The organism is Burkholderia seminalis, from assembly GCF_001718535.1.
Classification (GTDB): Bacteria; Pseudomonadota; Gammaproteobacteria; order Burkholderiales; family Burkholderiaceae; genus Burkholderia; species Burkholderia seminalis.
Genome location: NZ_CP013400.1, coordinates 398,044 through 423,787, shown reverse-complemented (window position 1 = coordinate 423,787; position 25,744 = coordinate 398,044). Strand labels below are relative to the sequence as shown.

The window sequence follows — 25,744 nt, the reverse complement described above, 5'->3', positions numbered from 1 at the left end:
GCCCCCGCCCCGGGATGTACTTCTATTGTCTGCACCGCATGCCGATATCACTCTTCTGTGCGTTTCGGCTGAGTGTAGCGTACTCGCTGTCCGATTCGAAACGATCGTCCGATAGAAGCTGAAGCGGCCGACCATTCGCAACAACAAAACTCACCGCCCTTGATGCTCCGCGATCGCGACAACGCACAGCGCATGATCAGCGATCTGATCACGACCGTAGATTTGCTCGCATCTCGACAAGCCCGCATAGAGATGTTCGATCGTCGGCATGTCGATCATCACCGCTCGCAATCTGTCATATCCCCGAACACACTGGTTGCGTTCCAGCTCGTATGTCGAGGGCGAGTGTTTCAGAACAGGAAACATCGGAAAGGCCCTCGGTAATTGCTGCGGTGCAATCGGCGAACTGGGTAGGATCGACGACGTACTCGTAACGAGGAAATCGTCAAAGCGAATCAACGCCGATACCGCCGCCTGCATGCAATATTTGTAGGCGGCCTCGGGCGATTCGTCGAGGGATGGAGCCGGAAAACTGAAAATCATCCCAAGACCAAAACGAAATGATGGCTGGCCGAAAAAGGGGCGTTGAGCAAAGGGAAACTGCGCAGACACATCAACCGTGTGCATCACCAGAATCCAAAGCAGCAGGTATTTTCGCAAGAGCAAGTGTTCCAATTCGAAACGCGCTGTCGAGTCAGCCGGGCGCAGACTCGATCCGAGTGCAAGCGTGATTCGCGCCCCCCTAACCGAAGGACAAGTAAATCCCGGCGCCAGCAACGAGGACGAACAAAGGCGCAATGACAAGACAGACCACCCGCCGGATACCGCGCAGGCGAGTCGCCCCGAAATACAATCCAGCCACGCCGACACAAAGCGTAACGGGCCAGTATTCAACACTCGCGGCAAGCACCATGATGTAGAAAGGCCAATCGATGGTCATTTCACTCATCGCGACACGCTCTCTTGCGTGTTTGGTGCATCATCCCTCCGCCTGATGACACACCACCTCGATATTGTGCCCATCCGGCCCGATGACGAATGCCGCGTAGTAGTTCGCGTGATAATGCGGCCGCAGCCCGGGCGCACCGTTGTCCTTCCCGCCCGCCTCCAGCGCCGCGCGATAGAACACATCGACTTGCTGCCGATTGTCGGCCACGAACGCGATGTGGAGATGCGCCGGTTTCTCGTCCGACTGGAACAGACACAACGAGGCCTTGGCGGGCGTACTGATCTCGATACCGTAAGAAGGCTCGCCCTCGCCCACGGTCACTGCCCCGATCGGTGCAAGCGCCTTGAGGAAAAACGCCTTGCTGGCGGCAAAGTCGCTGACGCCGAATTTGACGTGGTCAAACATGAGATCCCCTCGGATAGATGGGCGGGCCTGCACCCGGGTGTGATGTCGAGACCACCGCGATGGTGCCACACACTGCCTGCAGCAGTACACCTCTTCGCTCACCAACAAAAGAGGCCCGACAACGTCGGGCCAATGAGCGGGATACAAGGAACACCCGCTCACCCCATACCGGGCCGTCACGCGACGCGACGTGACATTGGCGAGATCCTGTGGATACCTGACGATCGCATGTCGATACCTTGCTCACCTGAAAGGATTCGAAAAAACCATGCGCATCCGGTTGGCGCTCATTCGAGCGCCGACAGCACCCGCTCGAAAAAATAGGCCCGCGCCGGAAAGCGCGGGCCGAGCGGAAGTCACCAAACGCCTTGGGGGGGACAAGGCGCGACCAGTCTAGCCCGAGTCACCGGAAAGAAGATTTCATGCGGGATTACAGCTATTACTTCATATGACGAAGCAACGGCCGGCGTCGGCGCCGGTTTGGGACACGTCATTTGTGAGCCCCCATTGCCGCGCGACCGGCTTGACCATCGTCGACGCTGTGCAGCGCATCGCCGGTTTGTTATGGTCCGATAGCGTGATGTCCCAACCCTGAGCACCCACACCGAAAAAGGCGGCCCAATGATCGACCACGTCTACCTCTCCGTCACCGACATCGACAAGTCGCTGGCCTTCTACGCCGCAGCGTTGAAACCGCTCGGCTGGCGCATCTTCGGCAACTACGACTCCGCGTCGGGCCCCGAGGGCGTCCCCGATCTCTACGGCATCGGCGACGACGTGTACGGCAAGGGCACCGCGGTCGGATCGAGTATCTGGCTGCGCCAGCGCAAACCCGGCGAGACGGGGCTGTATCTCGGGATCGTCTGCGACTCCAACGAACGGGTCGACGCCGCTTACGCAGCCGCGCTCCAGGCAGGCGGCATCGACGAGGGAAAACCGGCGGATCGCACCTACTTCGCTCGCGGCTACTACGCGGCGAACGTCGCCGACTTCGACGGCAATCGGCTCGAGTTCGTCCACAAGGCGTGGAACCCGAAGCGGCACGCATAGCGCCAACGGCGGCGCCGGTCGGACGCGCGCGGGCTCAGGTCGGCACGCCGCCCAGATGCTGCGTGAACCATTCCGCCGCTGCCCGACTGGTTGCGTCGAAGTGCTCGATATACGGCGTGAAATGCCCGCCCTTGATCTGGAGCAGGCGCTTCGGTTCGAGTGCGTTTGCCCATGCCTTGAGGCACAGGTCGGTCGGCGTCAACACGTCCTGATCGGCGACGATCATCAGCAGTGGCGTCGGCGAGATGCGATCGGCGTACTGGCCCGGTTCGTTCTCGCGGGACATCTCCGCACTGCGTAACGTCACTTCGTTTCGCCAGCTCGGCGCAAACTGCGCGGCCGATTCGGTGAAGAACCGGTACGCATCCGCGCCGGCCATCGCGCACGCGGCCGACGGGTCGGCACTGACGGCCGGCAACATGGCCGGCGCGCTGCCCGCGAAGCGCTGCCTGCGGTCTTCGTCAAAACGCGCCAGCATTGCCGGTACGAGATCGGAACGCGTGCGGCGCAAGCCCGACTGGTATCCGCTGATCGTCGGCACCTGCGACACCACGCATTTCACGCGCCGGTCGATCGCGGCAACTTCGAGCACGTGGCCGCCGCTGTAGCTGGTGCCCCAGATACCGATGCGTTCGCCATCGACATCGGCACGCGTCAGCAGGTAGCCGATCGCATCACGATAGCCGCGCTTCTGTTGTACGGGGTCGATTTCCTGACGGGGCAGCCCGTCGCTCGCGCCGAAGTTCTTGTGATCGTAGAGCAGCACGGCAAAACCACTCGCGGCGAACACCTCCGCGTAGCGGTCCAGATACTGCTCCTTCACGGCCGAAAAGCCGTGCGCCATCACGATGGCAGGATACGTTTCGCTGTCGGCGACGCGCCGCGTCGGCACGTAGAACCAGCCCCGCAGCGTCGCGGATTCGGACGGGAATTCGATGTCGTGGCGCGTCATGTCGGCTGGCCTCATTCGGTCGGTGGATTCGATGACCGACACGATATGCCCGCACGCCATGTCCCGCGTGTTCCGGTAAGACGTGTGCTACGCCGAATCGGACAATTTCGCGTAAGCGCTCGGCGTCATGCCGGTGAAGCGGCGAAACACGGTCGAGAATGCGCTCGTCGTTTCGTAGCCCAGTTCGGCCGCGACGGCGATCACCGAGCAACCCGACGCCAGCAGTGGGCGCGCGGCTGAAATACGCGCTTGTTGTCGCCACTGGCTGAACGACAAGCCCGTTTCGGCCTGGAACAACCGCGCCAAGGTTCGGCTCGACGCACCGACTTCACCGGCCCATTCCGTCAGCGTTCGTTGATCGGCCGGATCCGACAGGATGGCATCGCAGACGCGTGCAAGCCGCCGGTCCCGGCCAGACGGAAGCCTTAACGGCTGCTCGGGCGACCATTCGATTTCAGCGAGCATGAGCTGGATGACGAGATCGTCGCGTCCGGCGGGATGCGTGTCGATCGGCAGGGACGACGCGCGCACGATCAGTTCACGCAGCAGCGGCGACACCTCGACCAGTCTCGGTTGATTCGGATAAGCCGACGGGTACGCGCGCGGGTCGACGTACGCCGTTCGCATTTCGAGGAGGCCGTGTGCACGCATCGCATGCGGAAGGTCCGGTGGAATCCAGAGTGCGCGATGCGGCGGGATCATCCACAGAGACTGGCTCGCACGGACTTCGGCTATGCCCGTCGTCGTGTAGACGAGTTGCGCGCGCGGATGCTGGTGTTCCGCGACGACGAAACCGTCGGGAAATGCTTTCGGCATGACTGCAGCGATACCCGGTGCGTGCTGGTAATCGCGCGGGTCGGTGCTCTTCGGCGCGTATACGCGGCCAGTCCGCTTCGGGTGGGCCGTCGCGTCGAGCATGATCGCTTTACCTTCGCCCTGCATCGCGCGTCCTTTCATTTGCGCGGGATGGCCGGGTGATGCGGTCGCGCGAGTCGGACAAACGACACGGGTCCGCCTGCAGCGTGGAATTCCGTTCGGTCGCCCCGATGATTGCACCACGTCGCCAAATCACACGGGTACCCGCAGGATCGGAACCCATCTGCCCGGAATGAGCGTCGACTCTTTCTCGGCAATCTTCTCCGCGCCGAGCGCCATATAGAACGGCACGGCGTTGGGATCTGCCTCGATCACGAAGCTTCCGATTCCCTTCGCGGCGGCTTCCTTCCTGAGCGCGGACCATAGCGCACGTGCGACGCCCTGCCCCATATGATCCGGATGAACGAACAGCCATCCGCGCGTAAGCGCATCGGAATCGGTCGCAGCCCTCACCCAGAACCCGATGATCCGTTCTTCCGTTTCGGCCACGTACGCCATCGAGCTCTCGATCATCTCGGGCGTCACCGTGAGATCGGCTCGCCAAAGATCCAGCCACGCCTCGGGGTAGCCCCAGTGCGCTTTCGAAAGAAATGCCAGTTTCGTGAGTGCGTCTGCATCGGCGGGCCGGCCGGCACGAATGACAAATCGGCGGTGCATCCGGTCTCCTTTCCCGGTCGGTAAAGACCGACGACCATGCGCGGCATGCCTCTGTCGGAGGCATCAGGCGCTGGACGACGCGTTGAAGCAGGCGGAACTCGGCGTAGTCACCGGTGGAGGCGGCAACCGCTCGAACGATCACGTGGTCGAGTGGGTCGGCATCGAAACTCACCGTGCCCATTCGGGACCGCTAGACCAGGACAGCGCACGCCACCGCGCACCGTCCCGGCAACGATCCGGTGCGCGCCCGCGCCGAACAACCGCGTCAAAGAATCCGGTTCAACGCATCCGAGAACCGCTCGACCGCGCCATCGACGTCGTGCAGCTTGTCGAGACCGAACAACCCCAGCCGGAACGTCTTGAAGTCCTCCGGCTCGTCGCACTGCAGCGGCACGCCGGCCGCGATCTGCAACCCGACATCCGCGAACTTCTTCCCGGTTCGAATCCCGTCGTCGTCCGTATAGCTGACCACGACACCCGGCGCCTCGAACCCTGCCGCCGCCACGCTCCTGAACCCCTTCTCCGCCAGCAGCGCACGAATGCGCTCGCCCAGTTCGAGCTGCTCGGCCTTTACCTTGTCGAAACCGTACGCGTCGGTTTCCTTCATCACGTCGCGCAGCGTCGTGAGGCTGTCGGTCGGCATCGTCGCGTGATACGCAAACCCGCCGCCCTCGTACGCCTCCATGATCTGCAGCCACTTGCGCAGATCGCACGCGAAGCTGGTGCTGGTCGTCGAATCGATGCGTTCGCGCGCAAGCGGGCTGAACATGACCATCGCGCAACACGGCGACGCGCTCCAGCCTTTCTGCGGCGCGCTGATCAGGATATCGACGCCGCTCGCCTGCATGTCGACCCAGACGGTGCCCGACGCAATGCAATCGAGCACGAACATGCCGCCGACCGCATGCACGGCATCGGCCACCGCACGCAGATACCCGTCGGGCAGCAGCATCCCGGAAGCCGTTTCGACGTGCGGCGCAAACACCAGATCGGGCTTGTGCTCGTTGATCGCGGCGACCACTTCGTCGATCGGCGCCGGCGCATAGGCGGCCTGCCGGCCCGTTTCGACCGGACGCGCTTTCAGCACCGTCGTTTCGGACGGAATGCTGCCCATGTCGAAGATCTGCGACCAGCGGTAACTGAACCAGCCGTTGCGGATCACGAGGCACTTCCTGTTGGTCGCGAACTGCCGCGCCACGGCTTCCATGCCGAACGTGCCGCTGCCCGGGACGATCGCGACCGCCTTCGCGTGGTAGACCTTCTTCAGCGTGGCGGAAATGTCGCGCATGACGCCCTGAAAGCGCTGCGACATGTGGTTGACCGAGCGATCGGTGTACACCACCGAATATTCGAGGAGCCCCTCGCGGTCAACATCGGGAAGTAAACCTGGCATGCTCGCCTCCGGTGAAAGATAAACGATGGAAACGCGGCGCGCGGCGCCTGCGATTCGATACTGCTTCGCACCCATGCGGATGCGTCATTTCCTCGACGAAAGCAGATTCTAACGAACGCCGCCGGCCGATTGGGGCATATTTTGTCCGCCGGCCCGTGCCGCGCGCGTAGCCCTGTTCCGTGTAAGGGTTAACGACGCGTGCGGCCATCCGCCCATAACATGTCGACCAGACCCTTCACGAAGGAATCCTCGATGACCTCCTCTTCAGCTTCGTCACGGCAGTCGTCCATCGATCCGGCGCTCGCCGAGCGCATCGATGCGGTCCTGTCCCGCCAGCTCGACACGCAGCGCCTCGTCGGCGCGGTGGTCCTGGTCGCGCGCGACGGCGAACTCATCTACCGCCGCGCGGCCGGGTTCGCGGACCGCGAATCGCGCACGCCGATGCGCGAGGACACGCTGTTCCGGCTCGCATCGGTGACGAAGCCGATCGTCTCGGCGGCCGCGATGGCGCTCGTCGCGCAACGCAAGCTGTCGCTCGAGGACGACGTGACGCGCTGGCTGCCCGAGTTCCGCCCCGCACTGCCCGACGGCCGCGTGCCGACGATCACGCTGCGACAGTTGCTCGCGCATACCGCCGGCCTCGGCTATCGCTTCAGCGAGACCGACACGAACGGCCCCTATGCGCGTGCCGGCGTCTCCGACGGGCTGGACGGCGCGACGATCACACTCGCCGAAAACCTGCGCCGGATCGCGAGCGTGCCGCTGCAGTTCGCGCCCGGCACCGACTGGAACTACTCGCTGTCGATCGACGTCGTCGGCGCGCTGATCGAGGCCGTCTGCGGCGTGCCGCTCGCCGACGCGATCGATGCGCTCGTGCTCCGCCCGCTCGGCGCGCGCGACACGGCCTTCGTCGCGCGCGATCCGGCGCGGCTTGCCACGCCGTACGTCAACGACACGCCGCAGCCGCACCGGCTCGCCGAGAACGAGACGGTGCCCATCGACGCAGGGTTCGTCGGCGTCACGTACTCGCCGTCGCGCGCGCTCGACGCGCAGGCTTTCGCATCGGGCGGCGCCGGCATGGTCGGCACCGCCGGCGATGTGCTGACGGTGCTGGACACGCTGCGCGCGGGCGGCGGCGCCATCCTGCCCGCGGACCTCGTCGACGAAATGGGCCGCGTGCAGACCGGCGACCTCGAGCTGGCGGACCTGCCGGGCGCGGGCTTCGGGATCGGGTTTTCGGTGCTGCGCGACCCGCAGGCGGCCGCATCGCCCGAATCGGTCGGCACCTGGCGCTGGGGTGGCGTCTACGGTCATTCCTGGTTCGTCGATCGCGCACGCGGGCTGACCGTCGTGTCGCTGTCGAACACGCTCTACGAAGGAATGAACGGCCAGTACACGCTGGATCTGCGCGACGCCGTCTATGGCGCCGGCTGACCCGCACGAAAAAAAGGCCCGACACGCGTCGGGCCAACGGGTTTGAGGCACAAGGAGAATCCCGCCCACAACACGACCGGGCGGTCACGCCGCACTATACGACGTTCTTTTCGACGATCGGCCGGTTTTCCAGCACACGCGCCCAGCCGAGCGACGACAGGTCGAGCGTGTCGTAACGCCCGCCCAGAATGAGCTCGCTGACGCCGCGCCCCGTCGCCGGCCCCTGCTGCAATCCGTGGCCGCTGTAGCCGTTCGCGAACACGACGTTGTCGAGCGCCGGGTGATAGCCGATGATCGCGTTGTGGTCGAACACGTTGTACTCGTAGTACCCGGACCAGCAGTTCTCCACGCGCAGCGCCTCGAATTCCGGCACGCGATTCGCGAGCGTCGGCCAGATCACCTCGTCGAACAGGTCATGATCGACTTCGTCGAGCGGCAGGTCGTCCGGGTCGCGATCCGGGCTCGGCGACGTGCCGCAGATATACGTGCGCCCTTCCGGCCGGAAATACACGCCGGTCGGGTCGATCAGCAGCGGGCAATCGGCGAGCTTCGCCGGCGACGATACGTTGAAGATGCTGCGGCGCCGCGCATACACGGGAATGTCGATGCCCATCATCGACGACAGCGTGCGCGCCCATGCGCCGGCTGCATTGACGAGCGTGTCGCATGCGTAGCGCTCGCCGTCGCCCGTCACGACATGCGTGATCTTGCGCCCGTCGCGTACCACGTCCTTCACGTCGGCCGGCACGTAGCGCGCACCGAGCGCCTGCGCCTTCTTGCGCAGCGCCTGCACGAGCCCGTAGCCGTCGAACCAGCCTTCGCCGCTCGCGCCGTACGCGCCCGACACGAGATCGTCGACGTTCAGCCACGGAAACTTCGCGCGCAGCGCGTCGCGGTCCATCAGGCGGATATCGGCGCCGAGGCGCGTCTGCAGCGCATGATTCTCGCGCAGCGTCGCGTCGCCGGCCGGCGTCGCGAGGAACAGGTAGCCGCCTTCGTGCAGGTCGATCGACGGCCGGTTGCCGTCCACTTCGAGACGCTCGCCGATCGTGCGCAGGAAGTCGATGCCGAACAGCGACATCTCGATCGACAGCGGCGTCGAGAACTGCTGGCGAATCGACGCGGCCGACAGCGCCGACGACGACCGCGCATAGGTGGGGTCACGTTCGATGACGGTCACGGCGACCGTGGGATCGGTGGCGCGCAGGAAATAAGCGATCGAGCTGCCGATCACACCACCGCCGACGATGACGACTTGAGAACTCACGACTGACTCCGGTTGCACGTGAAAGGCGCAGCCCGCCGGCCGCGCCCGTAGGTTGTTCGTGCCGCGTCGCGCGCGGCCTCGCGTGGGCGGACTCCCCGGCGATCGCTTCGGCTATTTCAGCACGTCCGGCATCGCCGCGAAAGCCCGCTCGCGCGTATCGCGGTCAGTCCGACGATTGAGTCGTGACGGGCTGCCACGCGGCGTTCTTCACCTCATACAGCGTCGAGCTCGGGTTCTTCAGGTCGCCCGTGTTCGTGAACGCGATCGTGCCCGTGATGCCGTCATAGCGCGTGCCCTTCAGCGCGCCGTTGAAATCGGCCGGCTTCGTCGAGTTCGCCTTCTGCATCGCGTTGATCGCGATCCACGTCGCGTCGTACGCGAACGGCGCGTACGCGAGCATGTCGACGCCGTACTTCTGCCTGAATTTCGTTTCGAACTGCTTGCCCTTCGCGAGACGCGACAGCGGCTGCCCGTATTCCCACACCGACGCGCCCTCGGCCGCATTGCCGGCGAGCTTGATGAAGTTCGCGTTCATCACGCCGCCGCCCGCGAGGAATTGCGCGCGGATGCCGAGCTGGCGCATGCGCTTCACGAGCATCGCGGCCTGCGCGTCGAGGCCGCCGAAGAACACGAGGTCGGCATTGGTGCTCTTGATCTTCGTGAGCTGCGCGCTGAAGTCGACGGCCTTGTCGTTCGTGAACTCGCGCGCGACGATCGTGCCGCCGTTCGCCTTCACGGCCCGCTCGAACTCGTCGGCCTCGCCCTGGCCGAACGCGGTGCGGTCGTCGATGATCGCGATGCGCTTCGCCTTCGTCACGCTCGCGGCGTACGCGCCGGCGTTGCCCGCGTTCTGCGTGTCGGTCGCGATCACGCGGTACACGGTGCCGAGCCCGGCGCGCGTGATGTCGGGATTGGTCGCCGACGGCGTGATCATCGGAATGCCGGCTTTCGCGTAGATCTTCGACGCGGGCAGCGTCGTGCCCGAATTGAAGTGGCCGATCACGACGGCCACCTGCGCGTCGGCGAGCTGCTGCGCCGCCTGTACGCCGGTACGCGGATCGCTCTGGTCGTCCTGCGATGCGATCACGAACTTCACCGGCTTGCCGCCGACCGTCGTGTGCGCGGCATTCGCTTCGTCGACCGCCATGCGCACGCCGTTCTCGATGTCCTTGCCGTATGCGGCGCCGCCGCCCGTCAGCGGGCCGGCCACGCCGACCTTCACGACGGTTTCCTGCGCATGGGCCGCGCCTGTCTGGAACGCGAGGAGCGCAGCGGTCAATGCAACGCCGGAAAGCGAACGAATGCGGAACGTCATGGCAATCCTTCTTCTGTGGGTCGGGATGCAACGCGCGGCGGCCGCGCGTCGGCGACCTCTCGCGCGTCGGTGATGGCATGCGCTGCCGGGGCGTCATTCGATGCGCCAACCGGCCGGCCGATCACCGCGATTCCGTCTCCGAAGAACCTTTCATCGCGAAAGAGGTGAAGGGATTGTGGGTAGCCAATACCCGCGCAGCAAACGAAATATCGGAACTATGTTGTGAGGATTTTTCATCAAGTTCCGCGTTCGCGGGCGACCCCGCGGCCAGTACGGCGGGGGGTCGAGCGTGGAAGGCTGCAAGAGGGAGCGGCGGCGGCACCCTCGGGCAAAGGCCGGCCGTGGTCATGCCGATCGCGCATCATCGTCGCGACGACGGCCCGGCCGGCCTTTGCGACGCCCGCGGCGGGCGTCGCGTCATCGGTCAGCGCCGATCGGTACGCACCGGCTTGCGCACCGCGTCGGCCGCCTCGCCGGCCTTCTCCTGGATCTTGCCGGCCTGCTGTTCGGCCACCCCTTCGGCTTCCGCCTTGCGGTCGCCCGTTACCTTGCCGAGCGCTTCCTTGACCGAACCCTTGACCTGTTTGAGCTTGCCTTCGATGCGATTCCTGTCCATGGTCGTCTCCTGCGATGGTGAGGGAGAACCGGCGATGCGGCGGCCCGCGCCGCCCCGCCGAGTGGACAGGATCGCAAGCGAACGCGGCGGGCGGCAGATGCGGATGCACCAGTGTGCGTGGTGCATTCGTACCGTCGGCGTCAGTCCTTGCCCTTCGTGCCGCCCTTCTCGCCGCGTGCACCGTTCGCCTCGGCCGCGCCGACGATCCCGCGCTCGCGCGCCCACACGATCGCCTCGCCGCGGCTGTGCACGTCGAGCTTCGCGTAGATCGTCGCGACGTGATTGCGCACGGTGTTCGGCGCGAGCCCGAGGCGGCCCGCGATCTCCTTGTCGGCAAGGCCGTGGCACAGCAGGTCGAATACGTCGCGCTCGCGCGCGGTCAGGTCCGACAACTGCGCGCCCGCGTCCGGCGCATTCGCGCGCCGCACGTTCGCGAGCTTCTCGATCAGCGTGCGGCTGAACCACGACGCATCCTGCATCGCGGTCTCGATCGCATAGACGAGCTCCATCTCGGTACGCTTGCGATCGCTGATGTCGAGCAGCGCGACGAGCAGGCAGTCGCGGCCGTGGATCGCGACCGGATCGGCCGACACGACGCAATCGCGCACATCGCCGTCGCGCGTGCGGATCTGCACGTCGGCGTTGCGGACGTTGCCGTCGCGCGCGAGCCGGCCTTCAATGCGCTGCCATGCGCCGCGCTCGGCCCACAGCCCGATCTCGTCCGCGGATTTGCCGAGCAGCGCGTCCTGCGCATGGCCCGTCATCGCGGCGAACGCATCGTTCACGTCGAGCAGTTCGAAGCGGTCGGCCGTGACGATCGCGGTCGCGACCGGCGCCATCCGGAATGCCGTCGCGAAACGCTCCTCGCTCTGCTTCAGCGCGCGCTCGGCCTGCTTGCGCGGCTCGAGATCCATGAACGTGAACAGCATGCACGCCTCGCCGTTCATGTCGATCGGCTGCCCGGCGACGACCACCGCCTTCGTGCTGCCGTCCGCGAGTTTCAGAACGGCTTCCATCTGCGGGATCGTCGCGCCTTCGCCGAGCCGTTCGATCGCCAGCTCGCGCCGCTCGGCCTGTTCGAGCACGTCGACCTCGTACACGGAGCGGCCGAGCACGTCGTCGCGCGCGTGGCCCGTCATGTCGAGGAAGCCCTGGTTGACCTTCACGTAGCGCAAGTCGTCGAGCCGGCAGATCACGGCCGGCGCCGGGTTGGCGTTGAAGGTGCGCTCGAAGCGCTCCTCGGCGCTCGCCCATTCGGTCGCATCGTGCAGCACGAGCGCGAGGCAGTCGGGTTCGCCGGCCGCGTTCGTCAGCACGAGGCTGCGAATGCGGTGCACCCAGCTCACGGTTTCGTCGGCGGCCGATTCGACTTCGACCGTCACGTCGCTGAACTCCTCGCCGGCGATCACGCGATCCATCGGATAGTGACCGTCGCGCACCGGATGGTTGTTCCGGTAGCGCAGCCGGAAGCGCTCGCGGTATTCGGTGACGTCCGCGCCGAGCGCGGCCAGTTCGGTCACGCCATGCATCGCGAGCGCGGCCTCGTTCGCCCAGACGATCCGCTGGTCGGGCTCGATCAGGATCACGCCTTCGGTGAGCCCCGCGATGATCTGGTGCAGCTGGCGCCGGTCGGTGTGCGACTTGAGCGCCTGTTCGTCTACTTGTTCGTTCATCGAGTCGTTGTCCCTGTCGTCAACATGACCGCCCGCCAATTGCCCCGTTACGCCGCACGCCCCGGCCGGCGCGTGCGGTGATGATCGCGTACCGCGCGAGGACGCGACAGGCGCGAATGCACTACCTCCAATAGTACATTCGCATGCCGCATCGGCACCGTGCGGTGTCCGGCCCAACGGCACGGCAAGGCCCTCGCGCCGGTGCCCGCGCGTTGCCCGGGTCGTGATGCGTTCCCCGTTCCTGCCCGCCCGTGCCATTCCCGGTGCAAACGCACTAGCCGATCCGGTGAATTTGCGCGATGTCCGCTCGCGTTCGCGTCGGTACGCTGGTACTGCATCGGCGCTCATGCGCTGCCCTTTCACACCGCAGAGGAGGACAACCGGATGAAGCTGCATCAGACACCCGATCCGACGCGGCCCGAGCCGGCCCCGGACGCTCCGCCCGAACCGCCGCCCGGCACCGATCCGCCGGTGCCGCTGCCGCCGGACCTGCCGCGCCCGGACATGCCGCCGCGCGAGCCCGGCTACGACACGCCGATCGCCCGGTAACCCGCGGCACGCTCCGTGCTCGTCGATCCATTCATTCAACACGCCCATCGAAGGAGAACATCCATGAACAAGACCTCGCACCTTTCGACGCTGCTCGCCGTCAGCGCGGCCTTCCTGCTGTCCGCCGCGCCGCTCACTAACGCGCACGCCCAGGCCTCGTCGGCCGACAGCGGCATGGCGACCGAATCGAACCAGCCCGTCACCGACACGTGGATCACGACCAAGGTGAAGGGTGAACTCGCGACCACCGACGGCGTGAAGAGCACCGACATCAGCGTGAAGACGGTCGACGGCGTCGTCACGCTCACGGGCGTGCTGCCGACCAAGACGGCCGTGAAGAAGGCCGTCGCCGTGACGCGCGCGATCAAGGGCGTGAAGCACGTCGACGCATCCGGCCTGAAGGCGAAGGCCTGACCTCCCGCGCGGCGGCTGCCGCGCTTCCCCCGCAGTTTTCCCATCACGACCAAGGAGCACACGATGAACGAGGACAAGATCAAGGGCCAGTGGAAGCAGTTGACCGGCAAGCTGAAGGCCAAGTGGGGCAAGCTGACCGACGACGATCTCGCGGTCGCCGAAGGCAATCGCGACTACCTGGCCGGCAAGCTCCAGGAACGTTACGGGATCGCCCGCGATGAAGCCGAAAAGCAGTTGAAGGATTTCGATCGCGAGCTGTAACGCATCCGGCAATTTCACCCGCCGCGGCGCCGATGGCGTCGCGGCCATTCAGGACAACGATATGGGTAAATACCTGATCGCCTGGCTGCTCGGCGTACCGTTCGGGCTGCTGGTGCTGTTCTATCTGATCACGCACGTCTTCTGACGGCGCGGCGCCCGGCACGCGCCCGCCGCCTTCGCGGCACACACCTCCCCTTCGACGACACGACCGACGGCCACGGACGGCTTCGCCGCACGACCGTCGACGCGCGCCGACGCTGCATCGCGAGCCCCCCAACGCAGATCGGGCAGGACGCATGCACGTCCTGCCCGACCGGTTCGTCGCTTCCGCCGCCGTGCCGCGTTACTTCGCCGCGTTCGCCGTCATCTTGAAGATGCCTTGCGCGTTGCCCGCATCGAAACGCAGGTCGGTCACCCAGCGGCGCGCGCCCTGGTCGAACGTGCGCTTGCGCGTGATGAACTCGTAGAACGAGCCCGGCACGTTGCGCTTCACCGTGCCGCCGTCGCGGGTGCGGAACTCGCGCTCGACGGTGTCGGCGCGATACGCGGTCTGGAACACGCGGCCCGAGCGCGAACGCTCGACTTCCGGCTTCATCGGGCGACCCTTCGCCTTCTCGTCGTCGGACAGCTTGAACACGTCGGCGACACGGTCGGTCGCGTGGTTGAACGCGTTGCCTTCGGTCGCGATCCACGCCATTTCCGCCGATTCCATCAGCAGCGTTTCATAGTCGAGTTCGTTCGGCACGTCGTGCTGGCGCGCGAACGCGCCGACGATTTCCGGCAGCAGCGCCTGCGCGGCGTCCAGCGGCAGCCAGCCTTCGCGCTCGACCTCCCACAGCAGCGCGACGGCCGCCGGCGACAGCGGATCGCGCGACGAGCTGACGACGTTCGTCACGGCCTGCTGGAACTCCTTCGAGAAACGTTCCGGATGCAGTTCGCTGACGAAGAACTGCGCGATTTCGTCCGGCGCGTCTTCGTGCGCGTACGCGCGGCCCGTCATGCCGAGCTTGTCGAGCGGGTAGCGGCCGTTCAGGCGGAACCCGAGCGGACGCAGGATGCGCGTGAACGCGGCTTCGCCCGGCGGCAGCGCGCCCGTGTGCGGCCAGCGCACCGTGCGCAGCGCGCCGTGATCGAAATAGACCGAGCCGCCGCTTTCGATCGCTTCGGCCGTGTAGGCGCGGCCGTTCGCCGAACGTTCGAGCAGCCCTTCGAACAGCGCCATGTTCATCGCCTGCGCGATTTCCGCGCGCGTCACGACGCCGTCCTCCCATTCTTCGAGGATGGCCGGCATGTTCAGGGTCGAGAACAGGGCGTCGGTCTTCGCCTGTCCCAGCAGCTTCGTCAGCAAGCTCTCGATATTCGGATTGCGCATCAGGATTCTCGTCTCGGGGGACCGCCGGCAAACGTGCCGGCAACTCGTCGGCCGGCCGCCCGCGGGCGCCTGACCTTGCGTGGGGAGCATTATTCAAAGGGTTGCCGCCGGGCGTAAAGCGAGATTAAATTGACACGTGATGAGTTTTTGGAATTATTACCTGTCCCCCGCCCGCCTTCCGCCCTCGCGCGGCGCGGCCCCGTTCGTCAGACGAAACGAGCATCATGCGTAAATTCAAGATTCCCAACATGGGCGCGCTCGTGGCTTTCGAAGCCGCCGCGCGCCACGAGAGCTTCACGCACGCGGCCAAGGAGCTGTTCCTGACCGAAAGCGCGGTGTCGCGCCAGATCGCGACGCTCGAGGCCAGCCTCGGCGTGCGGCTGTTCGCCCGGGTGAAGCAGCGCGTCGTGCTGACGCGCGCCGGCAAGCTCTACGGCACGCAGGTGCGGCGCGCGCTGGAAACGCTCGACCGCGACACGCTGTCGATCATCGCGCACGGCAGCGGCGGCGGCTACCTGGAGCTCGCGGTGCTGCCGACCTTCGCATCGCACTGGCTGATCCCGCGCATCAAGAGCTTCTACGACCGCACGCCCGACGTGCGCGTGAACATGGGCAGCCGCACCGACCTGTTCTCGTTCGAGGACACGCACTTCGAGGCCGCGATCCACTACGGCAAGCCGACCTGGCCCGGCACCTCGTCCGACTACCTGTTCGGCGAGGAGGTCGTGCCGATCTGTTCGCCCGCGCTGCTCGACGGGCCGGTCGAGCGTGTCGAGGATCTGCTCGCGTATCCGCTGCTGCACTCGACCACGCGTCCCGGCGCGTGGGCGCAGTGGTTCGAAACCCATGGCGTCGAGGACATCCGCACGATGCAGGGCGTGCGTTACGAACTGCATACGATGCTGATCAGCGCGGCCGCGGCCGGGCTCGGCATCGCGCTCGTGCCGAAGTTCTTCGTCGAGGAACAGCTTCAGCAGCTCGGCCTGGTCGTGCCGTGCGACGCCGCGACGGTCGGCGATTCGGCGTACTACCTCGTGTATCCGACGGAATTCAGCCACAGCAAGCCGCTGGAGCTGTTCCGCGGCTGGCTGCTCGAACAGGCGAGCGCGTATGCGGCGCCGGCGCGCGCGGAGGAGATGGACGATACGGAGGACGACGAGGACGACGAGGACGTCGAATGACGGCGCCGCCGGCAACCTGCCAACCGGCGCCGCGAGCGTCGGCAACGAGATGCAGGCCGTCCTGACGAAGGCCTGCATCGCTCACCGCAAGCGCGTTACATGTGCCATTTCACCGTGGCGGTCAGCGTGCGCGGATCGCCGGGCATGTTGTACAGGTCCGCATTGCCGTGCGCGGCGATGAAGTAACGGCGATTGAACAGGTTGTCGAGCGTGAGCGTCACGTCGACCTTCTTGCTGCGGTACCCGGCGCCCAGATTGAACACCGTGAACGACGGCAGCGTGACGAGATCGCTCGCCGACGCATAACGTGCCGACTGGAACTGCATGCCGGCCGCCGCGTAGAAGCCGTACGGCAGCTCGCGCTTCAGCCACAGGCTCGCGCTGTGGCGCGGCATCAGCCCCGGCGTGTTGCTCGACAACGCGAGGCCGGCCGCCGTCGATTGCGGGGAACCGTCGACCGTGCCGTTCAGGTACGCGTAACCCGCATACACCGACCACTTCGGCGCGATCTCGCCGGTCAGGCCAAGCTCCATCCCGCGCACGTGCTGCGTGCCGATCGGCAGCGCATACCCGGGGTTCGCCGGATCGCCGATCTGCTGGTTGGTCTGGCGCATGTCGAACAGCGCAACGCTGGCCGTCGCCTTGCCGCCGAGATCGACGCGCGAGCCGACTTCATACGCGGTGGTCTTCTGCGGCGCGAGCGCGGCGCCGTTCGCGAACGCGCCGGAGCTGATCAGCGTATCGGCGAGCGGCGAGAACGACTGGCTGAACGATCCGTACAATGTCAGCCAGTCGAGCGGCTCGTAGATCAGCCCGACACGCGGGCTCCACGCGTGATCGGTGCGGTCGAGATTGACGTTCGACGACGTATAGTCGTGGCGGATCTGGTTCAGGTAGTCGAAGCGCAACCCGGCGAGCACCTTCCAGTGCTCGGTCAGCGAGATCAGGTCCTGCGCGTAGACGCCCGCGAGCCCGACGACGGTCGACGCGTTCGTCTTCGCCCGCGCGCCGGTCGGCACGCCGGGCAGGACCACCTGTTGCGGATCGAAGAGATCGGAGGTCGCGACCTTCGTCACGCCGTAGATCGTGTCGAACTTCTGCTGCTGCGACAGTTCGAGCCCGTACAGCAGCTCGTGGCGCATGCCGAACAGCGACGTCTTCTGCGTGAGTTCGAACAGGCCGTCGATGCCGTGATCGGTACGCTGGCGCGTCGACTGGTCGAGCGTGACGACCGGGTGCGCGGCCGTCTTGATCGGCTCGTACGTCACGTAGTTCTTGCGCTCGAGCGAGAAGTCGTACGCGCGGATCGCGCCATGGAACGACAGCGAATCGTTGAAACGGTGATCGAGCGACACCGTCGCGCTCTTCGCGGAGACGTCGTTGTACGAGCTGTTCGCCGCGTCGGCCGAACCGTAGTACGTGTTGATCGGCACGTCCACCGGCCGGCCGCGATACGCGGGCAGGCCCTGGTCGGACGTGCGGCGGTCGTGCAGATAGTCGAATTCGACGTTCAGCATGGTGTCGCTGTCGAGCTTGAATTGCGCGGACGGCGCGATCGCCTGCCGGTTCAGCTGAAACTGGTCGCGAAAGCTGTTCGAGTTCTCGGCCGCGCCGGTGATGCGAAAGCGCGCCGCGTCGTTCGCGTTCCAGCCGAGGTCGAATTCGCCGCGCCGCTCGCCGCGCGTGCCGAGCGTCACGCCCACGTCGTTCACCGGGTTCGCCAGCGGCCGCTTCAGCACGCGGTTCACGATGCCGCCCGCCGAGCCGCGCCCGTACAGCACGGCCGCCGGCCCCTTCAGCACCTCGACGCGATCGACGTTCGACAGGTCGCGGTAGTACAGCGCGTCGTCGCGAATGCCGTCGACGTACTGGTCCGTGATGCTGTTGAAGCCGCGGATCGTGATCTGGTCGCGCTGGCCGTCGCCGACCGAGAAGCCGACGCCCGGCACGTTGCGCAGCGCGTCCTGCAGCGACGTCGCGTTCTGGTCCTCGATCACCGCGTGCGGGACGACGTTCACCGTCTGCGGCACGTCCATCAGCGACATGTCGGTCTTGGTCGCCGCGCGCGAGTGGCCGCCATCGTACGACGCATGCTCGGCGGCCGCGTTGACGGAAATCGCGGGCAAGGTGGCCGCGGCATCGCTCGCCTGGGCGAACGCGGTGCGGGCGCCGGCCAGCGACGCGGCGATCAGAAGCGCATGGCAGGCGCTCTTGTTGAGTTTCATCGTGAACGTAGGGGTGGTGAAGAAAAACGGCGAACGGAAACGTGTCCGGTCAACGCGCGCGTCACGCGGCGAATCGGCCGACGACACCCTTTTCCGTGAAGAAGGCTGCGGCGCGCGGAGGATCGCCCCGTCGCGCATGCCGGCCGCGAATGGCCGGCGCGGGTGGATGCCGGCCGGCACGACCGGCGCGAAAGAGCCGTGACGCGATGTCATGGCTCGTAACGGAGCGAAATATTAAACGAGAATGATTCGTGTTTTTAATTAATTTTCGACGTGTCGCCTGCCCACAACGTGCGCCTGCTTAACGCTCTGCATTCCCGACAAATGCCTTTCATTTTTGTAGATTTGACCGGCCTTTTCGTAATAAAAACGAAAGACCAGGATTGGCCGCGCCAGGCGGAAACGATCAGGGGGAAGGCGGGATTCGGGAAGCGACGGCGGAGAGACTGGGGAGGATTCCGAAGGATCTGGCCACGCAGGCAGCACGCATGCAAAAGTCCGGTGCGCGCCGGACCGGGCAACCCCGACCCGGCGCTCCGGGCAGCCGACCTCGCATCGGCAACGCGGCGGACCTACTTCCGTTCTTCACTCCGTCTGCTCTCAGGCTCACTTCATTATTTTCTTCGCCGCGCCGCGCCATTATCCGCTCAATTCGGTCGAAGTGAAACGTTTGCGAATGCACCCTGCACGTTATACCGGCCATTCGGCAACAGTCTTTCCAAATACTTACAGCCTCCGTCATGCCATTCGGCGATTCTTGCATTCGCGACGGCGTTCCTTTTTAATGGAACTGGTTCCATTCATTGATTCGGCCAGGTTTCCGCGTGACGCGCCGTCGCGTGCGCGTCATCATGCCGATTCAGGATCGAGGATCATTCAGCTCAGGATTCGCATCACCCGTCCTTCCCGGACACCCCGTCAAACGAGACCGTCATGCCCGATTCCGCCTCCCTGCAGCAGCTGTTTCCCGCCTATCAGGACATCCCCGCCGAGTTCCGGCTCTCCGCCCCGATCCACCAGCGCGTGTCGCTCGTCGACGGCGCACTGCGACCGTGGGACGGTGCGACCAAGACCGTGCTGTCGCCCGTATGCGTGCGGCAGGCGGACGGCAGCGTCGAGCAGGTCGAAATCGGCAGCTACCCGGTGATGGGCGAAACGGAAAGCGACGCGGCGCTCGACGCCGCGGTGCGCGCGTACGATGCCGGCCGCGGCGAGTGGCCGACGATGAAGGTCGAGCAGCGCATCGCGTGCATGCAGGACTTCATCAAGCGGATGGTCGCGCAGCGTGAACTGGTCGTGAACCTGATCATGTGGGAGATCGGCAAGAGCCTCGCCGATTCGCAGAAGGAGTTCGACCGTACCGTCACGTACATGACGCAGACGATCGATGCGCTGAAGGAACTCGACAACGCGAACTCGCGCTTCGTGATCGCGGAAGGCACGATCGGCCAGATCCGCCGCACGCCGCTCGGCGTCGTGCTGTGCATGGGCCCGTACAACTATCCGCTGAACGAAACGTTCGCGACGCTGATCCCCGCGCTGCTGATGGGCAACACCGTGGTGTTCAAGCCGCCCCAGTACGGCACGCTGCTGTTCGAACCGCTGCTCGAGGCGTTCCGCGACGCGTTCCCGAAGGGCGTGATCAACACGATCTACGCGCCGGGCGCGGTGGTCGTGCCGCACATGCTCGCGTCGGGCAAGATCAACGTGCTTGCGCTGATCGGGTCGAGCAAGGTCGCCGATCACCTGAAGAAGCAGCACCCGAAGTCGCACCGGCTGCGCGCGATCCTCGGCCTCGACGCGAAGAACGCCGCGATCGTGCTGCCCGACGCCGATCTCGACCTGACCGTGAAGGAGTGCCTGCTCGGTGCGCTGTCGTTCAACGGCCAGCGCTGCACCGCGCTGAAGATGCTGCTCGTGCATCGCTCGATCGTCGACGAATTCCTGAAGCGCTTCACCGCGGCGCTCGAACAACTGAAGATCGGCATGCCGTGGGAGAAAGGCGTCAGCATCACGCCGCTGCCGGGCATGCATCGCACGGCCTACATGACGGACGCGATCGACGATGCGAAGGCGAAGGGCGCGCAGGTCGTCAACCATTCGGGCGGCGAGTTCAGCAAGACGCTGTTCTATCCGGCCGTCGTGTATCCGGTGTCGGAAGGGATGAAGCTGTACCGCGAGGAGCAGTTCGGGCCGATCATTCCGGTCGCGCCGTTCGACGACGTCGACACCGCGCTCGACTACGTGACGACGTCGGATCACGGCCAGCAGGTCAGCATCTTCGGCTCCGATCCGGCGCAGATCGGCGCGCTCGTCGATCCGCTCGTGAACCAGGTATGCCGCGTGAACATCAACTGCCAGTGCCAGCGCGGGCCCGACGTGTTCCCGTTCGCCGGCCGCAAGGATTCGGCCGAAGGCACGCTGTCGGTGAGCGACGCGCTGCGCGCGTTCTCGATCCGCTCGATGGTCGCCGCGAAGCAGACCGACAGCAGCAAGCAGCTGCTCGATTCGATCGTGTCGGATCACCACTCGAAGTTCATCAACACGGGCTTCATTTTCTGAAGCCGGGTTGATCGACGTCGGAGCCTCCGTCGCGCGCCCGCGCGGCGGAGGATGACAGTCCCTGCCGCGCGGCTAGACGTTCGACGCCAGCAGCCGAACCCCCGCCACGCCGAACACGACGGCCAGACACGCGTCCATCGCGCGCCGGCCGCGCACGTACAGCCGGCGCGCGCCGTCCATCGAGAACACGAGCGCATAACCGCCGAACACCAGGCAGCCGATCACGAGGCAGCCCGGCACGACGGCGCCGTGCGACGCCCCCGCGCCGTTCGACGACAGCGCGACGATCGATACCCACACGAGAATCGCCTTCGGATTGGTCAGGTGAAGCATCGCGCCCCGCACGTAGAAGCGCGACAGCCGCTGCTCGCGCGCCGCGTTCACCGTTGCCGCCGCCGGCCCCGACAGCGCCGCGCGCCCCGACTTGAACGCGAGCCACAGCAGGTACAGCCCGCCGAAAATCTTGATCGCGACCAGCAGCTTCGACCACGCGAGCAGCGCGGCCGACACGCCGAGCGCCGCCACCGTCGCCCAGCACATCGACCCTGACATGACGCCGAGTGCGAACACCAGCGCCGCCTTGCGGCCCTGGTTCGCGGCCACCGACATGATCGCCAGGTTGCTCGGCCCCGGGCTGGCCGTGCCGATGAAGTAAGCCGTATAGGCGAGCAGCAGGTTGGCCGAGAAGAAGGCGTGGACGCTCATGTCGAACCTCGCAGGGATGATCTGGAGATTGTTGGCAAACGCGCGCCGTCTGCCCATGGACAGTTGGTCGCCGTTTCGCTGGGCCAATTCCCCGGTTCGCCGGGCCAATTCGCCGGGCCGGTTCGGCGGCCGCGCCAGCGATCGCCGCTCGCGCAAGCGTCTCGGTTTTGAAACACCCGGCGCATGCGCGGCCCGCTTGCGCCGCTCGGCGCCGGGCGCCGCGTTCCGGCATGCCGCACCGGCGAACGCACGTCGGACGTGGCCGGGACGCGCGAAACGCCTCGTTCCAGCCGTTCGTCGACGGAATCGCGCGACGGGTTTTATGCGGGCGTTACGTTACATCCCTGAAGCATTTCGACGTGTCGAGCCGTTTTGCGTGCGCGGCATACATCGCGCCGCGCGTATGGATGCCTTCCTCGACCGCCGCCGCGACCCAGCACCGGCGGGACTCGCCGACGTCGCGTTAACACGCCACAACAATACTCAACATTCGTCTCGCGACGCTGGTACGGAACCTGCGTTCCGTTCGGGTGAACACCGCGCCGATCAAGACGCGGACACACCTCCACCCACGGGCGCGTCCACGGATGCGCCCGAACGATCCACATACGCACGAGGCTCTTCATGGATGCGCTGCCCAACTCGTCCGATACGTCGTTCCAGCTCTTTCTCGCGAAAGTGCTCGAACAGCCCCTGCCCGACTGGACCGAAAAACAGCAGATGGAACTCGAGATGGCGCGCACGCTGTCAACGCAAATGGTCACCCTTGCCGAAGACATGCGCGGTCGTACGCCCGATCTCGCACGCTGCCTCGTGCTGCTGCGCTACGCGAAAGTGCTCGACTTCATGCTGACGTCGCTTGCGTCGCACCGCGACATTCATCCGCAGACGCTGCGCACGCTGTTCCGGCTCGCGAACCTGAAGGTGGACGACTCCTATCCGGCTTGAACCGGCCCACCGCACCGGCTGCCGCGGACGGCCATCGCGACGGGCACGGCCGCCGGGCTCCGATCACCGACATGCTCCTCGTGAACACGGCCGACTTCGACCGGATCTGGCCGGCCATCTGCGACACGCCGGCCTGGTCCGTGACGAAAGGCCAGGGCAGCTTCCTCACGTTCGAGTTCGGCCAGCCCGCGCTGCATGTGCGGGAGCCGCGCGGCGGCGCCTCCGGCCAGGCCGCCCCGGCACGCGACAGGCAGGCGTCGCGGCGCGTGACCGTCGCGGGCGACGGACAGCTGTGGATCTGCTACTGCCACTGGTCGATCGCGCTCGACGGCCGTGAACTCGCGCATAGCGAATCCCGCGCCGGCGACATCGCGGCCGCCGCGCGGCAGCTCGACGGACAGTTCCTGAGATCGGTCGCGCCGCGCGCCGAACCGGGTGCGTGGGTATTCGACTTCGACCTCGGCGGCAAGCTGACGACCTGGCCGTACGGCGACGATCCGACCGACGAGCAGTGGCATCTGTACGACGCGCGCACGGGCAACGTGCTGACCGCGCTGGCCGACGGCACCTGGTCGTACGGCCCCGCGAACGTCGCGCCGGACCCACGATCAGCCGCTCCGGAATAGCCCCCGCGTTCCGCTTCCGGACGCACACCAGCCGATCCCGCTGATGCAAGCCGCGCGCCGGCCCGGCCGCGCAAACGGATGTACAATCGCGCGCCATGAACGCACTTCGCCGCTTCCTGCTTCGGCCCGGCGTCGCGCGACAGCTGCTGTGGGGATTCCTCCTCGTGACGCTGCTGTCCCGCGCGCTGATGTCGGGCGCCGTGATGCTCGATCCGGACGGTCCGGATGCGGGCTCGGTGGTGCTGTGCTCGGGCCGCGGCCCGCTGATCGTCACCGGCGCCGCGCTGGCCGCCCGCTTCGATGCGAGCGCGCCGATCACGCCGGCCAACGATGCGCGGGCACTCGCCGATGCGCTCAAACACGACGCGCATGCCGACAAGACGGCGTCCGCCGGCAACGGCGACGGCCTGTGCGCATTCGGCGCGGCACTGTTCACCGCGCTCGCGTCGTTCGTGCTGCTGGTGCTGCTGTTTCCGGCCGCGGCGCCACGACGGTTCCGCGTCCACGTCGACAGTCTTCCCTTCGTGCGATCGATCCTCGACGATCGCCCGCCCTCTCGCGCCCCGCCTCTGTTCTGCTGAACGTTCCGCCCTGCGGCGCATGCACGTCGACGTGCATGCGCGTTCATGCCGTTCGTTTCACCCGACCTGATTCAAGCGTTCATCCGCATGCCCGCGTCGCGCGGGCGATGCCGCGTTGCGCATCGTTTGCGCATCACGCGGCGCCGCCCGCCGCGTCGATGCGCGCACGCGGACGCGACGCGCGTTGACGGCGGCCGGCCGTTGCCGGCCTTGCCGCTCGACGAACACGAGGAGCTGACACCATGTCGACCACCGTCGATCGGGCCATCTCGCCCACCCGTTCCACCGGCGCCGGTTACCGGACGCTCTGGCGCTGGCACTTCTATGCCGGCCTGTTCGTGATGCCGTTCCTCGTGATCCTCGCGATCACCGGCACGCTCTACTGTTTCCAGCCGCAAATCGAGCCGCTGCTGTATCCGCACCGGCTGGTCGTCGAGCCGCGCGCCACGCCGCGGCTCGACGCCGATACGCTGCTCGCACGCGCCCGCACCGCGATGCCGGCCGGCGCAACGCCGGTCTCCGTGCAGGTCTCCACCGCGCGCGACCGCAGCGCCGAATACGTGTTCCGGCTGCACGACGGCAGCCGCGAGAGCGTGTACGTGAACCCGTACGACGGCAGCGTGCTCGGCACGCTGAGCGTCGAGAACCGCTTCATGCAGGTCGACCGGATGCTGCATCGCAAGCTGCTGCTCGGCAAGACGGGCGAGCTGCTGATGGAGCTCGCCGCGTGCTGGACCTTCGTGATGATCGGCACCGGCATCGCGCTGTGGTGGCCGCGTGGCGCCGCGCGCGTCGGGCGTGCGCTGCGGCCCGACCTGTCGCTGCGCGGCCGGCCGCTGTGGAAAAGCCTCCACGCGACGGCCGGCATCTGGCTCGCCGCCGGCACGGTCGCGTTCATCCTGACCGGGCTGCCGTGGTCCGGCTCATGGGGCAAGAACTTCAAGGCACTCGCGACGAGCGTGAACCTCGGCGCGCCGGAAGGCGCATGGGGCGGCGCATCGGTACGCTCGACGCGACCGGGCACTGCCACGACGCCCGAGCCTGCGCACGCGCAGGCTGCCGCACCATCGACGCATCACCACGATGCCGGCGACGCGATGCCGGGAATGGTGATGGACGACCTGCCGTTGCCGCAAACGCCGTGGGCGGTCGGCAACGTGCCCGTTCCGCATTCGCCGTCGGCGCCGACACCCGCGCCGCTGCCGCTGACGCGCGCGATCGCGATCGTCGCCGGCCTCGGCGTGACGAGCGGCTACACGCTCGCGCTGCCGTCCGGCACGGACGGCGTGTTCACCGCGTCGTACTTCCCGGCCGACCCGAAGGCCGAACGCACGATCCATCTCGACCAGTACAGCGGCGCGGTGCTGAAGGACATCCGCTACGACGACTACGGCGCGGTCTCGCAGGCCGTGTCGTACGGCACGTCGCTGCACATGGGCCGCTACTTCGGGCTCGCGAACCAGATCGTTTGCGCGGTGTTGTCGCTCGGGCTGGCCGCGCTGGCCGTCACGGGCACGGTGATGTGGTGGAAGCGCCGCCCGGCCGGCAAGCTGGGCGCACCGTCGCGCGAACGCGGCACGCCGCCGATGCGCGGCTGGATCGCCGGGCTCGTGCTGCTCGGCATCGTCTTCCCGCTGATGGGCATCACGATCGTCGCCGTCTGGCTGGTCGACCGGCTGCTGTTCGGCCGCGCGACGCGCGCCGCGGCGTGATCGACGCAAGCGCGGCCACCC

Annotated in this window: 26 protein-coding genes; 12 read left to right on the top strand and 14 right to left on the bottom strand. The window is 66.4% G+C overall.

Annotated elements, in window-relative coordinates:
* Nucleotides 1-150: 150 nt before the first annotated feature.
* The 3 genes from WJ12_RS22595 to WJ12_RS22585 form a co-directional block, all read right to left on the bottom strand.
* A complete protein-coding gene (locus WJ12_RS22595; RefSeq protein ID WP_156444807.1) occupies nucleotides 151-660 on the bottom strand; it encodes a hypothetical protein in 510 nt (169 codons plus the stop codon).
* Between the two features lie 82 nt (nucleotides 661-742).
* Nucleotides 743-949, bottom strand: a complete 207-nt coding sequence (locus WJ12_RS22590) for a hypothetical protein (protein ID WP_059559795.1) — start codon at nucleotides 947-949, stop codon at nucleotides 743-745.
* 30 nt (nucleotides 950-979) lie between these two features.
* Nucleotides 980-1,354 (bottom strand): VOC family protein, encoded by a 375-nt coding sequence (locus tag WJ12_RS22585; protein ID WP_059559798.1) that lies wholly within the window; start codon nucleotides 1,352-1,354, stop codon nucleotides 980-982.
* Nucleotides 1,355-1,975: 621 nt separating this feature from the next.
* On the opposite strand from WJ12_RS22585, the gene WJ12_RS22580 reads away from it, so the two are divergent.
* Nucleotides 1,976-2,404 (top strand): VOC family protein, encoded by a 429-nt coding sequence (locus tag WJ12_RS22580; protein WP_034188425.1) that lies wholly within the window; start codon nucleotides 1,976-1,978, stop codon nucleotides 2,402-2,404.
* A 34-nt stretch (nucleotides 2,405-2,438) separates the two neighbouring features.
* Here WJ12_RS22580 and WJ12_RS22575 read toward each other — a convergent pair whose 3' ends face one another.
* The 4 genes from WJ12_RS22575 to WJ12_RS22560 form a co-directional block, all read right to left on the bottom strand.
* Entirely contained in the window at nucleotides 2,439-3,356 is a 918-nt protein-coding gene (locus WJ12_RS22575; protein WP_059559802.1) for an alpha/beta hydrolase, read from the bottom strand.
* An 87-nt stretch (nucleotides 3,357-3,443) separates the two neighbouring features.
* Entirely contained in the window at nucleotides 3,444-4,274 is an 831-nt protein-coding gene (locus WJ12_RS22570; protein WP_069246034.1) for an AraC family transcriptional regulator, read from the bottom strand.
* Nucleotides 4,275-4,424: 150 nt separating this feature from the next.
* Nucleotides 4,425-4,889: a GNAT family N-acetyltransferase gene (locus tag WJ12_RS22565; RefSeq protein ID WP_049028879.1), complete on the bottom strand. Its 465-nt coding sequence runs from the start codon at nucleotides 4,887-4,889 to the stop codon at nucleotides 4,425-4,427.
* Between the two features lie 265 nt (nucleotides 4,890-5,154).
* Entirely contained in the window at nucleotides 5,155-6,282 is a 1,128-nt protein-coding gene (locus tag WJ12_RS22560) for an aminotransferase class V-fold PLP-dependent enzyme (protein ID WP_059560087.1), read from the bottom strand.
* Nucleotides 6,283-6,534: 252 nt separating this feature from the next.
* On the opposite strand from WJ12_RS22560, the gene WJ12_RS22555 reads away from it, so the two are divergent.
* On the top strand, nucleotides 6,535-7,716 hold the full coding sequence (locus tag WJ12_RS22555) for a serine hydrolase domain-containing protein (RefSeq protein WP_059559804.1): 1,182 nt from the start codon (nucleotides 6,535-6,537) through the stop codon (nucleotides 7,714-7,716).
* Between the two features lie 94 nt (nucleotides 7,717-7,810).
* On the opposite strand, the gene WJ12_RS22550 is transcribed toward WJ12_RS22555, so the two are convergent.
* From WJ12_RS22550 to WJ12_RS22535, 4 genes are all read right to left on the bottom strand, one after another.
* Nucleotides 7,811-8,983, bottom strand: coding sequence for an NAD(P)/FAD-dependent oxidoreductase (locus WJ12_RS22550; protein ID WP_059559807.1), 1,173 nt, complete (start codon nucleotides 8,981-8,983; stop codon nucleotides 7,811-7,813).
* 163 nt (nucleotides 8,984-9,146) lie between these two features.
* The gene (locus WJ12_RS22545; protein ID WP_034188431.1) at nucleotides 9,147-10,298 is read right to left on the bottom strand and encodes a branched-chain amino acid ABC transporter substrate-binding protein; all 1,152 of its coding nucleotides are present in this window, start codon (nucleotides 10,296-10,298) and stop codon (nucleotides 9,147-9,149) included.
* 424 nt (nucleotides 10,299-10,722) lie between these two features.
* Nucleotides 10,723-10,914, bottom strand: coding sequence for a CsbD family protein (locus WJ12_RS22540; RefSeq protein WP_034188432.1), 192 nt, complete (start codon nucleotides 10,912-10,914; stop codon nucleotides 10,723-10,725).
* Between the two features lie 140 nt (nucleotides 10,915-11,054).
* Complete coding sequence (locus WJ12_RS22535; protein ID WP_034188433.1) at nucleotides 11,055-12,587, bottom strand: helix-turn-helix transcriptional regulator; 1,533 nt, start codon at nucleotides 12,585-12,587, stop codon at nucleotides 11,055-11,057.
* 384 nt (nucleotides 12,588-12,971) lie between these two features.
* Between WJ12_RS22535 and WJ12_RS36475 the strand changes: the two genes are divergently transcribed.
* From WJ12_RS36475 to WJ12_RS22525, 3 genes are all read left to right on the top strand, one after another.
* Entirely contained in the window at nucleotides 12,972-13,136 is a 165-nt protein-coding gene (locus WJ12_RS36475) for a hypothetical protein (RefSeq protein ID WP_167361896.1), read from the top strand.
* A 63-nt stretch (nucleotides 13,137-13,199) separates the two neighbouring features.
* Nucleotides 13,200-13,550 carry a BON domain-containing protein gene (locus WJ12_RS22530; protein ID WP_034188434.1) on the top strand — a complete coding sequence of 117 codons (351 nt, stop codon included), beginning with the start codon at nucleotides 13,200-13,202 and terminating at the stop codon, nucleotides 13,548-13,550.
* A 63-nt stretch (nucleotides 13,551-13,613) separates the two neighbouring features.
* Complete coding sequence (locus tag WJ12_RS22525; RefSeq protein WP_069245820.1) at nucleotides 13,614-13,811, top strand: CsbD family protein; 198 nt, start codon at nucleotides 13,614-13,616, stop codon at nucleotides 13,809-13,811.
* Between the two features lie 343 nt (nucleotides 13,812-14,154).
* Here WJ12_RS22525 and WJ12_RS22520 read toward each other — a convergent pair whose 3' ends face one another.
* Entirely contained in the window at nucleotides 14,155-15,183 is a 1,029-nt protein-coding gene (locus tag WJ12_RS22520) for a DUF1338 domain-containing protein (RefSeq protein ID WP_034188436.1), read from the bottom strand.
* 224 nt (nucleotides 15,184-15,407) lie between these two features.
* Between WJ12_RS22520 and WJ12_RS22515 the strand changes: the two genes are divergently transcribed.
* The gene (locus WJ12_RS22515) at nucleotides 15,408-16,364 is read left to right on the top strand and encodes a LysR family transcriptional regulator (protein ID WP_059559810.1); all 957 of its coding nucleotides are present in this window, start codon (nucleotides 15,408-15,410) and stop codon (nucleotides 16,362-16,364) included.
* Nucleotides 16,365-16,459: 95 nt separating this feature from the next.
* Here the strand turns inward: WJ12_RS22515 and WJ12_RS22510 are convergent, their stop codons facing one another.
* Entirely contained in the window at nucleotides 16,460-18,589 is a 2,130-nt protein-coding gene (locus WJ12_RS22510) for a TonB-dependent receptor (RefSeq protein ID WP_069246033.1), read from the bottom strand.
* Here WJ12_RS22510 and WJ12_RS36050 point away from each other — a divergent pair.
* Nucleotides 18,579-18,791: a hypothetical protein gene (locus WJ12_RS36050; protein WP_156444808.1), complete on the top strand. Its 213-nt coding sequence runs from the start codon at nucleotides 18,579-18,581 to the stop codon at nucleotides 18,789-18,791. The two genes, WJ12_RS22510 and WJ12_RS36050, sit on opposite strands and share 11 nt — an antisense overlap.
* Nucleotides 18,792-19,522: 731 nt before the next feature.
* On the top strand, nucleotides 19,523-21,151 hold the full coding sequence (locus WJ12_RS22505) for an NADP-dependent glyceraldehyde-3-phosphate dehydrogenase (protein ID WP_034188439.1): 1,629 nt from the start codon (nucleotides 19,523-19,525) through the stop codon (nucleotides 21,149-21,151).
* A 72-nt stretch (nucleotides 21,152-21,223) separates the two neighbouring features.
* On the opposite strand, the gene WJ12_RS22500 is transcribed toward WJ12_RS22505, so the two are convergent.
* Nucleotides 21,224-21,856 (bottom strand): LysE family translocator, encoded by a 633-nt coding sequence (locus tag WJ12_RS22500; protein WP_059559818.1) that lies wholly within the window; start codon nucleotides 21,854-21,856, stop codon nucleotides 21,224-21,226.
* A gap of 624 nt (nucleotides 21,857-22,480) precedes the next feature.
* On the opposite strand from WJ12_RS22500, the gene WJ12_RS22495 reads away from it, so the two are divergent.
* The 4 genes from WJ12_RS22495 to WJ12_RS22480 all read left to right on the top strand — a co-directional run bounded on the left by WJ12_RS22495 (nucleotide 22,481) and on the right by WJ12_RS22480 (nucleotide 25,723).
* Nucleotides 22,481-22,804, top strand: a complete 324-nt coding sequence (locus WJ12_RS22495; RefSeq protein WP_034188441.1) for a hypothetical protein — start codon at nucleotides 22,481-22,483, stop codon at nucleotides 22,802-22,804.
* 71 nt (nucleotides 22,805-22,875) lie between these two features.
* Nucleotides 22,876-23,430, top strand: coding sequence for a hypothetical protein (locus WJ12_RS22490; protein ID WP_059559821.1), 555 nt, complete (start codon nucleotides 22,876-22,878; stop codon nucleotides 23,428-23,430).
* Between the two features lie 95 nt (nucleotides 23,431-23,525).
* Nucleotides 23,526-24,011 carry a hypothetical protein gene (locus WJ12_RS22485; protein ID WP_034188443.1) on the top strand — a complete coding sequence of 162 codons (486 nt, stop codon included), beginning with the start codon at nucleotides 23,526-23,528 and terminating at the stop codon, nucleotides 24,009-24,011.
* Between the two features lie 242 nt (nucleotides 24,012-24,253).
* A complete protein-coding gene (locus WJ12_RS22480; protein ID WP_059559824.1) occupies nucleotides 24,254-25,723 on the top strand; it encodes a PepSY-associated TM helix domain-containing protein in 1,470 nt (489 codons plus the stop codon).
* The last annotated feature ends 21 nt before the right edge of the window (nucleotides 25,724-25,744 follow it).

Bases quoted from the DNA above. Each gene is read 5' to 3' on its own strand.
- WJ12_RS36475 (WP_167361896.1), top strand. From the start codon at position 12,972: ATGAAGCTGCATCAGACACCCGATCCGACGCGGCCCGAGCCGGCCCCG.
- WJ12_RS22565 (WP_049028879.1), bottom strand. From the start codon at position 4,889: ATGCACCGCCGATTTGTCATTCGTGCCGGCCGGCCCGCCGATGCAGAC.
- WJ12_RS22515 (WP_059559810.1), top strand. From the start codon at position 15,408: ATGCGTAAATTCAAGATTCCCAACATGGGCGCGCTCGTGGCTTTCGAA.
- WJ12_RS22535 (WP_034188433.1), bottom strand. From the start codon at position 12,587: ATGAACGAACAAGTAGACGAACAGGCGCTCAAGTCGCACACCGACCGG.
- WJ12_RS22505 (WP_034188439.1), top strand. From the start codon at position 19,523: ATGCCCGATTCCGCCTCCCTGCAGCAGCTGTTTCCCGCCTATCAGGAC.
- WJ12_RS22555 (WP_059559804.1), top strand. From the start codon at position 6,535: ATGACCTCCTCTTCAGCTTCGTCACGGCAGTCGTCCATCGATCCGGCG.
- WJ12_RS22500 (WP_059559818.1), bottom strand. From the start codon at position 21,856: ATGAGCGTCCACGCCTTCTTCTCGGCCAACCTGCTGCTCGCCTATACG.
- WJ12_RS22540 (WP_034188432.1), bottom strand. From the start codon at position 10,914: ATGGACAGGAATCGCATCGAAGGCAAGCTCAAACAGGTCAAGGGTTCG.
- WJ12_RS22495 (WP_034188441.1), top strand. From the start codon at position 22,481: ATGGATGCGCTGCCCAACTCGTCCGATACGTCGTTCCAGCTCTTTCTC.
- WJ12_RS22590 (WP_059559795.1), bottom strand. From the start codon at position 949: ATGAGTGAAATGACCATCGATTGGCCTTTCTACATCATGGTGCTTGCC.
- WJ12_RS22530 (WP_034188434.1), top strand. From the start codon at position 13,200: ATGAACAAGACCTCGCACCTTTCGACGCTGCTCGCCGTCAGCGCGGCC.
- WJ12_RS22525 (WP_069245820.1), top strand. From the start codon at position 13,614: ATGAACGAGGACAAGATCAAGGGCCAGTGGAAGCAGTTGACCGGCAAG.
- WJ12_RS22490 (WP_059559821.1), top strand. From the start codon at position 22,876: ATGCTCCTCGTGAACACGGCCGACTTCGACCGGATCTGGCCGGCCATC.
- WJ12_RS22585 (WP_059559798.1), bottom strand. From the start codon at position 1,354: ATGTTTGACCACGTCAAATTCGGCGTCAGCGACTTTGCCGCCAGCAAG.
- WJ12_RS22545 (WP_034188431.1), bottom strand. From the start codon at position 10,298: ATGACGTTCCGCATTCGTTCGCTTTCCGGCGTTGCATTGACCGCTGCG.
- WJ12_RS22520 (WP_034188436.1), bottom strand. From the start codon at position 15,183: ATGCGCAATCCGAATATCGAGAGCTTGCTGACGAAGCTGCTGGGACAG.
- WJ12_RS22575 (WP_059559802.1), bottom strand. From the start codon at position 3,356: ATGACGCGCCACGACATCGAATTCCCGTCCGAATCCGCGACGCTGCGG.
- WJ12_RS22510 (WP_069246033.1), bottom strand. From the start codon at position 18,589: ATGAAACTCAACAAGAGCGCCTGCCATGCGCTTCTGATCGCCGCGTCG.
- WJ12_RS22480 (WP_059559824.1), top strand. From the start codon at position 24,254: ATGTCGACCACCGTCGATCGGGCCATCTCGCCCACCCGTTCCACCGGC.
- WJ12_RS22560 (WP_059560087.1), bottom strand. From the start codon at position 6,282: ATGCCAGGTTTACTTCCCGATGTTGACCGCGAGGGGCTCCTCGAATAT.
- WJ12_RS22570 (WP_069246034.1), bottom strand. From the start codon at position 4,274: ATGCTCGACGCGACGGCCCACCCGAAGCGGACTGGCCGCGTATACGCG.
- WJ12_RS22580 (WP_034188425.1), top strand. From the start codon at position 1,976: ATGATCGACCACGTCTACCTCTCCGTCACCGACATCGACAAGTCGCTG.
- WJ12_RS22485 (WP_034188443.1), top strand. From the start codon at position 23,526: ATGAACGCACTTCGCCGCTTCCTGCTTCGGCCCGGCGTCGCGCGACAG.